Source organism: Sphingomonas hominis (genome assembly GCF_013328205.1).
In the GTDB taxonomy this organism is placed as follows: Bacteria; Pseudomonadota; Alphaproteobacteria; order Sphingomonadales; family Sphingomonadaceae; genus Sphingomonas; species Sphingomonas hominis.
Genome location: NZ_JABULH010000005.1, coordinates 82386 through 94757, shown reverse-complemented (window position 1 = coordinate 94757; position 12372 = coordinate 82386). Strand labels below are relative to the sequence as shown.

Below are 12372 nucleotides of genomic sequence, written 5' to 3'. Positions count from 1 at the left end.
GCGAGTGTTCCAATCACAAGCGCGCCGGTGAGTGAGAAAGTTAACGCTCTGACACTGGGGCGAATTGCATCGAACGGCGTTTCTATCGTTCGTCAGCCGTGATCCATTCCCGACGTGCGGGAGCGAGGGCGCGTATGCTGTCGCAGGTGAGGAGGTCCGAATGGCCGATAGTGTGGAGTTGATCGAGGCGCTCGATCGACGCGTGAAACGTCGCGACGAGCGGCGTGAATTCTTTCGCCACGCGCTGAGCGTGGGTACGCTGGCCGCAGGCGGTGTCGCGGCAATGGGCTTCTCAACCGCGGCGCGCGCGCAGACGGCGGCGCCAAGCGACAGCGACATCCTCAATCTCGCGCTCAACCTCGAATATCTCGAAGCGCAATTCTACGTCTACGCCGTCCGTGGCGAGGGCCTGCCCGCAGCCCAACTGACCGGCACCGGTCGCCAGGGCGCGGTAACCGGTGGACGCAAGGCCAACCTGACCGACCGCACCGTGATCCAGTACGCGCGAGAGATCGCCGAAGACGAGGTCGCGCACGTCGCAGCGCTGCGTTCAGCACTCGGCAACGCGGCCGTGGCGCAGCCCGCGATCAACATCTCGGGCGCGGCTGACGGACCGTTCACCGCGGCAGCGCTGGCGGCGGGCATCGACCTGTCGGCAAGCGGCGGCGTGTTCGATCCTTACGCCAACGACGACAATTTCCTGCTCGGCGCGTACATTTTCGAGGACGTGGGCGTCACCGCTTACCAGGGCGCGGCGCCGCTGATCAGCAACGTCGACATCGTTGATGCGGCAGCGGGCATCCTGGCGGCCGAGGCGTTCCACGCCGGCATCATCCGCAGCGCGCTCTACGCCCGCGGCGTCGCGACGCCAGTGCTGCGCACCAACGCCGACCGCATCTCCGACGCGCGCGACCTGCTCGACGGCAATCGCGCTTCGGCGGCGGGTTCGCTGCCGACCATCGTCGCCGACGACGATCAGGGCATTTCGCCGATGACCGTCAACGGTCAGGTGCAGGCGAACATCGTGCCGACCGACAGCACCGGCCGCACGTTCAGCCGTACCTCGGAGCAGGTGCACAACATCGTCTATCTGACGCGCAATCAGGCGACCTCGGGCGGTTTCTTCCCGAACGGCACCAACAACCCCAACGCGGCGCTGACGCGCTCCGGCGCGAACTGAGGAGGCGCACGATGAGCAACGAAACAAGCCTGGTCGACATGATCGAGGGCGCCGAACACCAGCGCAGCGCACGACGCAATTTCATCCGGATGTGCGGCGGCGCAGCGGTGATGACGGGCGGTCTGTCGCTGCTGGCGGCATGCGACAATGACGAGAACGACTTCACCCCCGCGCCGGCACCGTCGCCGACACCCACGCCGACCTCGGCGACGGTAACCGACGTCGACGTGCTCAACTTCGCGTTGCAGCTCGAATATCTCGAGGGCAATTACTACAGCTACGCGACCACGGGTCAGGGCATCGCCGCGGCGCTGCAGACCGGCACGGGTACGCAGGGTGCGGTGATCACCGGAACGGGTGCGGGCGCTGCACGCCAGGTTACCTTCACCGATCAGGTGCTGGCGCAATATGCACGCGAGATCGCGGCGGACGAGCTCGCGCACATCACGTTCCTGCGCACCGCGCTGGGCGGATCGGCAGCGGCGCAGGCATCGCTCAACCTGTCGGGTTCGGCGAGCGTCACGACGCCCGGCGGCACCGCGGTCGGCGCCTTCACCGCGGCGGCACGCGCGGCGGGCGTGGTCGGCGCTTCGGAAACCTTCGATCCGTTCGCCAGCGACGAGAACTTCCTGATCGGCTCCTACCTGCTGACCGACGTCGGCGTCACCGCTTATCGCGGTTCGGCGCGGTTGATCAGCAACAAGACCTTCCTCGAAGCGGCGGCGGGAATCTTGTCGACCGAATGCTACCACGACGGCGTGATCCGCTCGTCGCTGTGGCAGCGCGGACTCGCCGCACCGACGATCTACACGCGCATCAAGCAGATCTCGGACACGCGCGACGGGCTCGACGGGGCGACCGATACCGATCAGGACATCGGCGACGCCACCACCGCGAACCTAGTACCGACCAACAGTAGCGGGCTCGTGCTCGGTCGCACGCCGCAGCAGGTGCTGAACGTTGTGTACCAGACGCGGACCGCGGTGAATGCGGGCGGCTTCTTCCCCGCGGGCGTTAACGGCAACGTGCGGACGTCGGGCGCCAACTAAGCGTCGACACCGTTGAACGATCGAACCGCGTCCGTGCACCAAGCACGGGCGCGGTTTCGTTATGGTGCCGTCCGTGCCTCAACCACGCAGCAGCGCCACGGCGAGCGCGATCGAGCCGGCGATGGAGACGAACAACAACACCAGCGCGATCTGGATCGCGCGTTGCACTCGGGGATCATTAGTCACGGCTGCCATATCGTGCGTCGTGGCGGCTCGCTCAAGCGGTAGCGACGATCACCTCGCGCCGGCACCCGAAGCGCAGCGTGACGATGGCGGCCGCGTGGAGACGGCCGCGCGCTGGACGGTCCTAACGGTCGCGACGACCATCCGGCGCTGACACGTGGCGTCTCTGGATGAGGATGGAATTGGGTCCGCGCCGATGCTCCGGCGCGACGCGGGTCGCATTGCGCCCGAGAAGCTGCTCGCCAGCCATTCGCCGCAGCTTGCCGATCCTCGGATGGTGATCGCAGCCCGGATCGTCATACAGCGAAAAAAAAGCCCGGTACGTTGCCGTACCGGGCTCAAGGTGTCGTCCGCAGGAGGAACATCGGGATGACGACGGGCACCGCCCGCCGCCGAAAAGCCGTCAATAATTGTAGGCGCGCTCGCCATGCTCGCCGAGGTCGAGGCCTTCGCGCTCGACTTCGGGGGTGACGCGCAACCCGGTCAGCGCCCTGGCCGCGAACATCGCGATCGCGGTGCCGATGCCGGTCCAGACGATCGTCGCCGCCACCGCGGACAGCTGCACGATCAGCTGGTGCGCCATGTCGTAATCGGGCTTGCCCGGTCCGCCGAGCGACGGGGCATAGACGATCGCGGTGCCGATCGCGCCGACGATGCCGCCGACGCCGTGGATCCCGAAGGCGTCCAGCGCGTCGTCGTAGCCGAGCCGCACCTTCAGCACCGACACCGCGTAGAAGCAGATCACCGAGGCGACGGCGCCCAGCACGATCGCGCCGAACGGCCCCGAATTACCCGCCGCCGGGGTCACCGCGACGAGTCCCGCGACCACACCCGAGCAGAAGCCCAGCGCCGACCCCTTGTGGCCGTTCAACCGCTCGGCCAGCATCCAGAACAATGCGGCCGACGCGGTGGCAACGAAGGTGTTGATCATCGCCAGACCCGCCGATCCGTTCGCCTCCAGCGCGGAGCCGGCGTTGAACCCGAACCAGCCGACCCACAGAAGCCCGGTGCCGATGCCGGTCATCGTCAGCGAGTGCGGCACGATCCGCTCGGTGGGGTAACCGATCCGCTTGCCCAGGATCAGCGCGGCGACGAGCGAGGCGACGCCGGCGTTGATGTGCACCACGGTGCCGCCGGCGAAATCGAGCGCGCCCATCTTGAAGAACAGCCCGCCCGACGCCCACACCATGTGCGCGATGGGGAAGTAGACGATCGTCAGCCAGATGGCGGCGAACGCCATCACCGCGGAGAATTTGATCCGCTCGACCACCGAGCCGAGCACCAGCGCGACCGTGATCGCGGCAAAGGTCATCTGGAAGCAAACAAAGACATATTCGGGGATCGCCACGCCCTGCGTGAAGGTCGCCGCCGTGCTCTCCGCTGTGACGCCGACGAGGAACGCCTTGCCCAGCCCGGAGACGAAATCGTTGCCGCCGTCACCGAAGGCGAGCGTGTAGCCCCACATGACCCAGATCAGCATCGCGAAACACGCGACCGCGCCAATCTGCGTCATGGTCGACAGCATGTTCTTGGTGCGCGTCAGCCCGCCGTAGAATAGCGCGAGGCCGGGCAGGATCATCATCATCACCAGCAGCGTGCTGGTCAGCATCCACGCGGTATCGCCCTTGTTGACGGTCGCACTCGCCGCCGCGGCGGGTGCCTGTAGTGCCGCGTCCTGCGCCCAGGCGGGCAGCGCGGCGACGAGCGCCAGTCCCGCGCCCGCGAGGCCGATGCCCCGCAATCCGGTACGTTCCATCGATCGCTTCATTCCCCAACCCCCGTCAGAGTGCATTGTCGTCGGTTTCGCCGGTGCGGATGCGCACCGCCTGTCCGACATCGAGCACGAAGATCTTGCCGTCGCCGATCGCGCCGGTGTTCGCCGATGCCTGCACAGCCTCGACCACGCGCTCGGCCATGTCGCTCGCGCACACGACCTCGATCTTGATCTTGGGCACCATGTTGGTGCTGTATTCGGCGCCGCGGTAGATTTCGGTCTGGCCCTTCTGGCGACCGAACCCCTTCACCTCCGACACCGTCATCCCCGCCACGCCGATCGCGGTCAGCGCCTCGCGCACCTCGTCGAGCTTGAACGGTTTGATGATGGCAATGACCAGCTTCATCGCGCCCCCTTCCCTGTAGCGAGAGAGGGCTTCGCAACGACCGTGCCAAACATGGATCACACCGAGAGAAGGGCTAGTACCCGCTCAGTGTCGTAACGCTTTGGTAATAATTAGGCAGCGGAGCAGGTGAGTGCCCGTTTTCCAGGCAGGCCGCTCAGGCAGGATCGAGCAGCCGCTTCGCACGCGACAGATCGTCCTCGTCCACCATGACGCGCGCGGGGATCAGCAGCCAGCTACCGTCGGCGATCGACGCGCCGGTGTCGAACGCCACCGCCTCGATCCCCTCGGACTCGAGCCGACCAACGATGATGTTGGCGAGATTGCGGTCGAAGCGACCGAGTTCGACCAATGCCATTACGCGGGCACCGTCGGATTGCGTACCGGCAGCCCGTCGATGCTGGTCGTGCGTACGGCATATTTCGCGAAGCGCGTCTCGTCGTCGTGCTTCTCGTGATATTTGTTGAGCGTCTCGCGCGTGCGCTCGAACGCCATGTACGGCACGCCCCAACCGCACGAGGTCTGCACCTCCTGCACGTCGACGACGAAGATCTGCCGCGTGCCGGGCAGCAGCGTGAAATGTGCGGCGAGCCCCGCCCACTCGTCGTCCTGCGGCAGCACCGGGCGACCACGACCGTAGATGCGGAAGATCAGCGCAGGGTTATCGAAGGCGCAGAACATGATCGTGATGCGCCCGTCGGCGATGAGGTGCGCGTTGGTCTCGTTCCCCGATCCCGCGACGTCGAGATAGGCGACGGTGCGCTCGTCCAGCACGCGGAAGCTGTTCATGCCCTTGGGGCTGAGATTGACCCGCGTCCCTTCCGCCGCGGTGGCGACGAAAAACACCGGCTGTTTCGCGACGAATGCGCGATGCTCAGGGGTGAGCGCGGGGAAGAACTCCATCGACATGGCCTCGCGTTGACGCGCATCGGTCATGCGCATACGTTCCACGCATGAAGCATGATCCGATTAGCTCCGGCAAGCGCAAAGCGGTCAACCTGTCGATCGACACCGGCGTCGTCGCCGCCGCGCGCGAAGCGGGGATCAACCTGTCGCAGACCTGCGAGGCGGCACTACGCACCGCCGCCAAGTCCGAGCGCGATCGCCAATGGGCCAAGGACAATCGCGACTGGATCGAGGCCAACAACGCCTGGGTCGAGAAGAACGGGTTGCCACTCGAGAAATATCGCCTGTTCTGATGGCGCGTTTCGATGTCTATCCGGCACCGGATGGCGGATATTGGCTGGACTGCCAGTCCGACCAGTTCGGTGCGTTGAACAGCCGCTTCGTCGCCCCGCTGATCGACGAAAGCGAACGTCCCGCGGGCGACCCCCGCCTCACCCCCGTCTTTGAGATCGACGGCGTGCCCCACACGATGCAGGCTCACCTGTCCGGCGCGGTCGCGGCGCGGCTGCTGCGCGAGCCCGTTACCAACTTGGTCGAGCACGAATACGCAATCGGCACCGCGCTCGACCTGTTGCTGGGTCGCTACTGACCGCTCACGCGGTCGCGGTGCCGCCCACGGTCAGCCCGCCGATCAGCAGCGTCGGCTGACCCACGCCCGCGGGGACGCTCTGCCCGCCCTTGCCGCACATGCCGATGCCTTCGTCGAGCGCGAAATCGTTGCCGACGCCCTCGACCTTGGTCAGCACGCTTGGCCCGTCGCCGATCAGCGTCGCACCCTTGATCGGCGCGCCGATACGGCCGTTCTCGACCAGATACGCTTCGGTGCACGAGAAGACGAACTTGCCCGACACGATGTCGACCTGCCCGCCGCCGAACGACTGCGCGAAGATGCCGCGCTTGACGCGGCTCAGCAGCTCGGCCGGATCGTCCTTGCCCGCCTTCATGAAGGTGTTGGTCATGCGCGGCATTGGCGCGTGCGCGAAGCTCTCGCGGCGGCCGTTGCCGGTCGGCTCGACCCCCATCAGCCGTGCGTTCAGCCGGTCCTGCATATAACCTTTCAGGAATCCATCCTCGATCAGGATCGTCTCGGAGGTCGGCGTGCCCTCGTCGTCGATCGACAGCGAGCCGCGGCGGTCGGCGATCGAGCCGTCGTCGACCACAGTGACGCCGCGCGCTGCGACCTGCTCGCCGATCCGACCGGAAAACGCGCTGGTGCCCTTTCGGTTGAAGTCACCCTCCAGCCCGTGGCCGATCGCCTCGTGGAGCACGATGCCGGGCCAGCCCGGCCCGAGCAGCACCGTCATCTCGCCAGCAGGAGCGGCTACCGAGTCGAGATTGACCAGCGCCTGACGCAGCGCCTCATCCACCGCGCGGTTCCACGCCGCGGGCTCGAACAATTGGTCGTAGAGGTAGCGCCCGCCCATGCCGAACGTGCCCGTCTCGCGCCGGCCGTTCTGCTCGACGACGATCGAGACGTTCAACCGGACGAGCGGGCGCACGTCGGTGGCGACGAAGCCGTCGGCACGGACGATCTCGACCACGCTCCACGTGCCCGACAGCCCGACCGACACCTGCGCCACGCGCGGGTCGCGCGCGCGCGCCGCGGCGTCGATCGTCTGGCACAAATTCACCTTGTCGGCGAAGGGGACGAGGTCGAGCGGATCGGCGTCGGTGTAGAGGTGGCGGTTGGTGCTGCGCGGCGGCTGCGCCTTCCCGTTCGCGGAAGGGTCGATCAGCGCCATCGTCTCCGCGGCGCGCTTGATCGCGGCCTCGCTCAGTTCGTTGGCGTGCGCGAAGGCGGTCATCTCGCCCGACACGGCGCGCAACCCGAAGCCCGCATTGGTGTCGTAGCTCGCGGTCTTCAGCCGCCCGTCGTCGAACCCGAACGCCTCGGCCTTGCGGTACTGGAGGTACAATTCACCGTCGTCGGCCTTCGCCAGCGCGTCGGCGGTCAGCGCCTTCGCCGCATCGGGGTCGAGCGAGTCGCGGTACAGGAACGAGCGGGGGTCGAGTGCGGTCATGCAATTTAGATAGGACGGCTCAGCGCATTGGCAAAGTCGCCCCACGCACTCGGATCGTCGCCCGATCAATGCACGTCGGGGTTCGACCCTTCGTGGATGTCGGGCAGCGTGCCCTGGTCGACGCCGTCCGCCGCACCGCCGATCAGCACGAAGCGGCGGTCGCAGTAACCGCAATCGACGTAGCCGTGCTCGTCGATCTGGAGGTAGATGCGCGGGTGGCCGAGCGCCGCACCACCGGGAATGTCGCTGGCGCCATCGCAGGCGACGCGGGGTTGCGAGACACGGACGACTTCGAGCGGCGGATGCATGGGTGATGCGTTAGCAAGCACGCGCGCGACTCGCAATCATCGCCTAGCGCGCGGCCTGCGATCGGCGTACCGCGCCAGCCATGACCAGCGAAGCCGCGATCTCGATCCAGAATTTGTGCAAGACCTACGCCGCGCCCGGCCCGGGTGCCGCGGAGAAGCGCGCGCTCGACGGCGTCACCTTCGACGTGCCGCGCGGCAGCGTGTTCGGGCTGCTCGGCCCCAATGGCGCGGGCAAGTCGACGCTGATCAACATCCTGGCGGGCCTCGTCAACAAGACCAGCGGGACGGCGTCGATCTGGGGTTTCGACATCGACCAGCACCCGCGCAACGCCAAGGCGTCGATCGGGATCGTCAACCAGGAGATCCTGTTCGATCCCTTCTTCACGCCGATCGAGACGCTGGAAATCCAGGCGGGGCTCTACGGCGTGCCCAAGCGCGAGCGCCGCTCGCTGGAGCTGCTGCGCGCGGTGCACCTGGAGGACAAGGCCAGGGCATACGCGCGCACCTTGTCGGGCGGCATGAAGCGGCGGTTGATGGTCGCCAAGGCAATGGTCCACCAGCCCCCCGTCCTCGTCCTCGACGAGCCGACCGCGGGCGTCGACATCGAGCTGCGCCAGCAACTCTGGACCTATGTGCGCAGCCTCAACGACGCGGGCGTCACGGTGGTGTTGACCACGCACTATCTCGAGGAAGCCGAGGAATTGTGCGACCGGATTGCGATCATCAACGGCGGGCGCGTCATCGCCAACGAACCCACCGCCGAGCTGGTCGGCAAGGCGCAGGAGAAGGTCGTCGCGGTGACGGTCGACCGCGATGTCGCCGATTTGCCCGACGCGTCGTGTTTCGAGAAGATTGTGCTCAAGGGCAGTCGCACGCTCGAGATCACTTATTCTAAGGACCGCGTGAACGCGGGCGAGGTGCTCGCCGCGGTGCAGCGGGACGGACTCGGCATCGTCGACGTGACGACCAAGGAAGCCGACCTGGAGGACGTGTTCCTGAGCCTCACCCGCGCCGCCAACGCCGGGTAGGTTTTCTAACCGTCATCCCGGACGTGATCCGGGACCCCGCTAACCGCTTCGGCGGCAGGCGCGAGTGAACGCTGGATCACGCGCGATTGAGGGACGAGCCACCGTGCCCGCCCGAACCGCGGCTACGCACGCAGCCGCACCCAACCCTCGCCCGCGTCGCGCCGCTCCGCCGGGTCGATGCACGCGGCTAGGATTTCCGCCGACTCGACCAGCCGCGGCCCCGGACGATTGAAGAAATGGTGCCCGTCCGCCACGAACACACGGTTCTCGCGCACCGCCGTCAGGTCGCGCCAGCGCGGGTGGTTCACCACCGGCCCTAGCTCCCCCATCGTCTGCGGGATCTGGTAACCGCACGGCATCATCACGATCACGTCGGGGTCGGCCTCGGCCAGCGCGTCCCATTCCAGCCACGGCGAATGCTGTCCGGCGGCGGCGAACAGCGGCTCACCACCCGCGATCCTGACCAGCTCGGGCACCCAATTCCCCGCCGCCATCAGCGGCTCGGTCCATTCGATCGACGCGACGGTCGGCCGCTCGTCGGAAGCCGCGACGCGCGCCTCCAGCGCCGCCATCCGCTCCTGCAAGCGCGCCACCGCCGCGGCGGCCTCCTCCTCGCGCCCGGTCACTTCCCCGACGCGCGCGAAATCGCCCCACACGTCCGACAGGTCGTCGGGCGCGAGCGACACCAGCACCGGCTGCGTGCCGGTCCACTGGTCGAGCGCGTCGACCAGGTCGGCGGGCGTCACCGCGCAGACCGCACATTGCGACTGCGTCAGGATCACGTCGGGGCGGATGGCGCGCAGCCGCTCGGTATCGACCGCGTAGACCGACAGGCCCTGGCGCACGATCTCCTGCACGCGCACGTCGATCTCCAGCGACGTCAGCCCCTTCTCGAGCTTGGTCGAGGTCAGCACCGGCAGGTCGCCGACGAAGCGCGGGAAGTCGCATTCATGGCTCCGCCCGAGCAATTGCTCGCCCAGGCCCACCGCGACCGCGATCTCGGTCGCGCTCGGCAGCAGCGAGACGACGCGCAGGGGAGCGCTCATGCGGCGCGCGGCGCGGCCGCGTACCAGCGCGGCGCGGCGCGCGTGAGAACCACGTGGAGCCCGGCCAGCACGCCGCACCACAGCGCATCGTTGGCGAACAGGCGCAGCACGATCGCGGGGGTGAAGGTGGCCGTCCCGCCGACCGCGAGCGCGAAGGCGTAGAGCAGCGCCTCGTCGAGCACGAACGCCGCGGCGAACACCGCCAGCGCGCGCGGCAGCGTGACGCTCTCCGCGAAGGCGGCGCGCGCGAGCAGTCCCGCCGCAACGCTCGCCGCACCCAGCGCCACGCCCCAGGCGAGCGCGTAGCCCTCGAGCGGATAGCCGAGCAGGCCGAAGCCGAGCAGCTGGTTCGCCGCCCACGCCCCAACGATCGTCACCAGCATCGCGGGCTTCCGCATCGTCGCCGCCGCCACCACCGCCAACCCAACGAACGGCATCATGCACGCAGTCGCGAGCGTGCCGAGGATCGTCGCCGCGGCGAGCGTCAGCGGCCAGGCGATGTCGCGTGTGGCGGAGTTCGAGGCGGACATGCGTTTCTCCCGGTTCACGCCGTTCCGCCTAGCCGCCACGGCGCGCGTTGCACAGCCTCCCGGCTCATCACACCACCAGCGTCATCCCGGCGAAGGCCGGGATCCATCGCGCCGCGAACAACCAAGTCGCAATGGCGCACCCGTCCGTGAGCGCACATCCAACAACAAGCGACCACACCGGGACTGTCCTACGCCCACGCCATGGTGCACAGACGCGCGCCATGTACCCATCCGCTCTGACCGCTTCGTCCCTCGCGCGCACGCACACGAGTCGGTGCGACCTTAGTGACTTTCCGCGCGCCGGAGCCGCCGCGTGAGCGTGGCAAGCAGCGATGTGCTGATCGTCGGTTCGGGCGCCGCTGGCCTCACCGCGGCACTCAACCTCGCCGACCGCTTCCGCGTCACCGTGCTCGCCAAGGGCGCGCTCAACGAAGGATCGACCGCGTGGGCGCAGGGCGGGATCGCCGCGGTGCTCGAGCCCGGCGACACCTTCGCCAACCACGTCGAGGACACGATGGTCGCGGGCGCGGGGCTCAACGATCGCGACGTGGTGGAATTCGTCGTCGGCGAGGCGCCGGAGGCGATCGCGCGGCTGCGCGCACTGGGCGTACCGTTCGCCGAGGAAGCGGGCGCGCTCCACCTGACGCGCGAGGGCGGCCACTCGCATCGCCGCATCGTCCACGTCGCCGACGCGACCGGCTGGGCGGTGCAGGAGGCGCTGCAACGCGCGGCGGAAGCGCATCCCAACATCACGCTTTTGCCCGACCGCTGCGCAATCGACCTCGCCACCAGCCGGCACGAGCAGCGTTACTCGGGCGCGGGCAACGTCTGGGGCGTCTACGCGCTCGACCGCGCATCGGGGACGGTCGAGCTGCACACCGCGCGCGCAACGATCCTGGCGACGGGCGGGGCAGGGCGCACCTACCTCTTCTCCACCGCACCCAGAGGGGCGACCGGCGACGGCATCGCGATGGCGTGGCGCGCGGGCTGCCGCATCTCGAACATGGAGATGATGCAGTTCCACCCGACCTGCCTCTACAATCTGGAGGTCAAGAATTTCCTGATCACCGAGGCGGTGCGCGGCGAGGGCGGGCGGCTGATCAACCCGGCGACGGGCAAGCGCTTCATGACCTACTACGACCCCGACCGCATGGAACTCGCCCCGCGCGACGTGGTGGCGCGCGCGATCGACGCCGAGATCAAGCGCTACGGCCTCGACTATGTCCACCTCGACATCAGCCATCAGCCGGCGGATTTCGTGCGCGAGCATTTCCCCAACATTCACGAGAAGTTGCTGGGGCTCGGCATCGACATGACGACCGGGCCGATCCCCGTCGTGCCGGCGCAGCATTACACCTGCGGCGGGATCGTCGTCGATCGCGACGGGCGCACCGATTTGCCCGGGCTGTACGCGGCGGGCGAGTGTACCGAGAGTGGCTTGCACGGCGCCAACCGCCTCGCGTCCAACTCGCTGCTCGAATGTTTCGTCTACGGCGAGGCGGCCGCGCGGCACATCGCGGGCGCGTGGGACAGCTTGTCCGAGGTGCCCGCGATCCGCGCGTGGGACGAGAGCCGCGTCACCGATTCCGACGAGGAGGTGGTGATCAAGCAGAACTGGACCGAAATCCGCCGCTTCATGTGGAATTACGTCGGCATCGTGCGCACGACCAAGCGGCTACAGCGCGCCAAGCGTCGCATCGACCTGCTCACCCAGGAGGTGGAGGAGCATTACGGCCATTTCCGCGTAACGCCTGACCTGATCGAGCTGCGCAACCTGATCCAGACCGCGGACCTGATCGTCCGCTCCGCGCTCCACCGGCACGAGAGCCGCGGGCTGCATTTCACGCTCGATTACCCGGAGATGGCGACCAAGGCGGTCGACACCGTGCTGGTGCCGTGAAAAGCGAGCCGTGCCAGACGCTTGTTCCGCCGCCCTTGTTGCGCGCGATGGCCCGCGTCACAACATCTCGTCGTATGGATGAGGTCAATGGTCGCAACCGCGCG

General features: G+C 67.7%; 14 protein-coding genes. 6 read left to right on the top strand and 8 right to left on the bottom strand.

Translation table 11 applies throughout. The features are described 5' to 3' along the window. The first annotated feature begins 160 nt into the window (after positions 1-160). Together HRV97_RS12180 and HRV97_RS12175 are read left to right on the top strand one after the other, a co-directional pair. On the top strand, positions 161-1180 hold the full coding sequence (locus HRV97_RS12180) for a ferritin-like domain-containing protein (RefSeq protein WP_174194548.1): 1020 nt from the start codon (positions 161-163) through the stop codon (positions 1178-1180). Positions 1181-1191: 11 nt separating this feature from the next. Further along, the gene (locus HRV97_RS12175; protein ID WP_174194547.1) at positions 1192-2229 is read left to right on the top strand and encodes a ferritin-like domain-containing protein; all 1038 of its coding nucleotides are present in this window, start codon (positions 1192-1194) and stop codon (positions 2227-2229) included. Positions 2230-2815: 586 nt separating this feature from the next. On the opposite strand, the gene HRV97_RS12170 is transcribed toward HRV97_RS12175, so the two are convergent. From HRV97_RS12170 to HRV97_RS12155, 4 genes are all read right to left on the bottom strand, one after another. Continuing rightward, positions 2816-4168, bottom strand: a complete 1353-nt coding sequence (locus tag HRV97_RS12170) for an ammonium transporter (RefSeq protein WP_174194546.1) — start codon at positions 4166-4168, stop codon at positions 2816-2818. A gap of 25 nt (positions 4169-4193) precedes the next feature. Continuing rightward, positions 4194-4532 (bottom strand): P-II family nitrogen regulator, encoded by a 339-nt coding sequence (locus tag HRV97_RS12165; protein ID WP_174194545.1) that lies wholly within the window; start codon positions 4530-4532, stop codon positions 4194-4196. Positions 4533-4686: 154 nt separating this feature from the next. Then, positions 4687-4887 carry a putative signal transducing protein gene (locus tag HRV97_RS12160; RefSeq protein WP_174194544.1) on the bottom strand — a complete coding sequence of 67 codons (201 nt, stop codon included), beginning with the start codon at positions 4885-4887 and terminating at the stop codon, positions 4687-4689. After that, positions 4887-5471: a pyridoxamine 5'-phosphate oxidase family protein gene (locus HRV97_RS12155; protein ID WP_174194776.1), complete on the bottom strand. Its 585-nt coding sequence runs from the start codon at positions 5469-5471 to the stop codon at positions 4887-4889. The genes HRV97_RS12160 and HRV97_RS12155 overlap by 1 nt, the downstream gene beginning before the upstream one ends. 11 nt (positions 5472-5482) lie before the next feature. On the opposite strand from HRV97_RS12155, the gene HRV97_RS12150 reads away from it, so the two are divergent. Both HRV97_RS12150 and HRV97_RS12145 read left to right on the top strand, forming a co-directional pair. Then, positions 5483-5728 carry a type II toxin-antitoxin system CcdA family antitoxin gene (locus HRV97_RS12150; RefSeq protein ID WP_174194543.1) on the top strand — a complete coding sequence of 82 codons (246 nt, stop codon included), beginning with the start codon at positions 5483-5485 and terminating at the stop codon, positions 5726-5728. Next, on the top strand, positions 5728-6024 hold the full coding sequence (locus HRV97_RS12145) for a CcdB family protein (protein ID WP_174194542.1): 297 nt from the start codon (positions 5728-5730) through the stop codon (positions 6022-6024). The genes HRV97_RS12150 and HRV97_RS12145 overlap by 1 nt, the downstream gene beginning before the upstream one ends. A gap of 4 nt (positions 6025-6028) precedes the next feature. Here HRV97_RS12145 and tldD read toward each other — a convergent pair whose 3' ends face one another. Together tldD and HRV97_RS12135 are read right to left on the bottom strand one after the other, a co-directional pair. After that, positions 6029-7456, bottom strand: coding sequence for a metalloprotease TldD (tldD, locus tag HRV97_RS12140; protein WP_174194541.1), 1428 nt, complete (start codon positions 7454-7456; stop codon positions 6029-6031). A 65-nt stretch (positions 7457-7521) separates the two neighbouring features. Further along, entirely contained in the window at positions 7522-7764 is a 243-nt protein-coding gene (locus HRV97_RS12135) for a zinc-finger domain-containing protein (RefSeq protein ID WP_174194540.1), read from the bottom strand. Positions 7765-7844: 80 nt separating this feature from the next. Here HRV97_RS12135 and HRV97_RS12130 point away from each other — a divergent pair, with 80 nt between their 5' ends. Further along, positions 7845-8792 carry an ABC transporter ATP-binding protein gene (locus HRV97_RS12130; RefSeq protein WP_174194539.1) on the top strand — a complete coding sequence of 316 codons (948 nt, stop codon included), beginning with the start codon at positions 7845-7847 and terminating at the stop codon, positions 8790-8792. A gap of 122 nt (positions 8793-8914) precedes the next feature. Here the strand turns inward: HRV97_RS12130 and HRV97_RS12125 are convergent, their stop codons facing one another. Together HRV97_RS12125 and HRV97_RS12120 are read right to left on the bottom strand one after the other, a co-directional pair. Further along, a complete protein-coding gene (locus tag HRV97_RS12125; RefSeq protein WP_174194538.1) occupies positions 8915-9838 on the bottom strand; it encodes a cobalamin-binding protein in 924 nt (307 codons plus the stop codon). After that, complete coding sequence (locus HRV97_RS12120; RefSeq protein ID WP_174194537.1) at positions 9835-10368, bottom strand: hypothetical protein; 534 nt, start codon at positions 10366-10368, stop codon at positions 9835-9837. The genes HRV97_RS12125 and HRV97_RS12120 overlap by 4 nt, the downstream gene beginning before the upstream one ends. A 319-nt stretch (positions 10369-10687) precedes the next feature. Between HRV97_RS12120 and nadB the strand changes: the two genes are divergently transcribed. Then, positions 10688-12268 carry an L-aspartate oxidase gene (gene nadB / locus HRV97_RS12115; RefSeq protein WP_425505779.1) on the top strand — a complete coding sequence of 527 codons (1581 nt, stop codon included), beginning with the start codon at positions 10688-10690 and terminating at the stop codon, positions 12266-12268. The last annotated feature ends 104 nt before the right edge of the window (positions 12269-12372 follow it).

What these genes read in the sequence shown, in the direction of transcription:
- HRV97_RS12180 (WP_174194548.1), top strand. Translation starts at nt 161, where the DNA reads ATGGCCGATAGTGTGGAGTTGATCGAGGCGCTCGATCGACGCGTGAAA.
- HRV97_RS12175 (WP_174194547.1), top strand. Translation starts at nt 1,192, where the DNA reads ATGAGCAACGAAACAAGCCTGGTCGACATGATCGAGGGCGCCGAACAC.
- HRV97_RS12170 (WP_174194546.1), bottom strand. Translation starts at nt 4,168, where the DNA reads ATGGAACGTACCGGATTGCGGGGCATCGGCCTCGCGGGCGCGGGACTG.
- HRV97_RS12165 (WP_174194545.1), bottom strand. Translation starts at nt 4,532, where the DNA reads ATGAAGCTGGTCATTGCCATCATCAAACCGTTCAAGCTCGACGAGGTG.
- HRV97_RS12160 (WP_174194544.1), bottom strand. Translation starts at nt 4,887, where the DNA reads ATGGCATTGGTCGAACTCGGTCGCTTCGACCGCAATCTCGCCAACATC.
- HRV97_RS12155 (WP_174194776.1), bottom strand. Translation starts at nt 5,471, where the DNA reads ATGCGCATGACCGATGCGCGTCAACGCGAGGCCATGTCGATGGAGTTC.
- HRV97_RS12150 (WP_174194543.1), top strand. Translation starts at nt 5,483, where the DNA reads ATGAAGCATGATCCGATTAGCTCCGGCAAGCGCAAAGCGGTCAACCTG.
- HRV97_RS12145 (WP_174194542.1), top strand. Translation starts at nt 5,728, where the DNA reads ATGGCGCGTTTCGATGTCTATCCGGCACCGGATGGCGGATATTGGCTG.
- tldD (WP_174194541.1), bottom strand. Translation starts at nt 7,456, where the DNA reads ATGACCGCACTCGACCCCCGCTCGTTCCTGTACCGCGACTCGCTCGAC.
- HRV97_RS12135 (WP_174194540.1), bottom strand. Translation starts at nt 7,764, where the DNA reads ATGCATCCGCCGCTCGAAGTCGTCCGTGTCTCGCAACCCCGCGTCGCC.
- HRV97_RS12130 (WP_174194539.1), top strand. Translation starts at nt 7,845, where the DNA reads ATGACCAGCGAAGCCGCGATCTCGATCCAGAATTTGTGCAAGACCTAC.
- HRV97_RS12125 (WP_174194538.1), bottom strand. Translation starts at nt 9,838, where the DNA reads ATGAGCGCTCCCCTGCGCGTCGTCTCGCTGCTGCCGAGCGCGACCGAG.
- HRV97_RS12120 (WP_174194537.1), bottom strand. Translation starts at nt 10,368, where the DNA reads ATGTCCGCCTCGAACTCCGCCACACGCGACATCGCCTGGCCGCTGACG.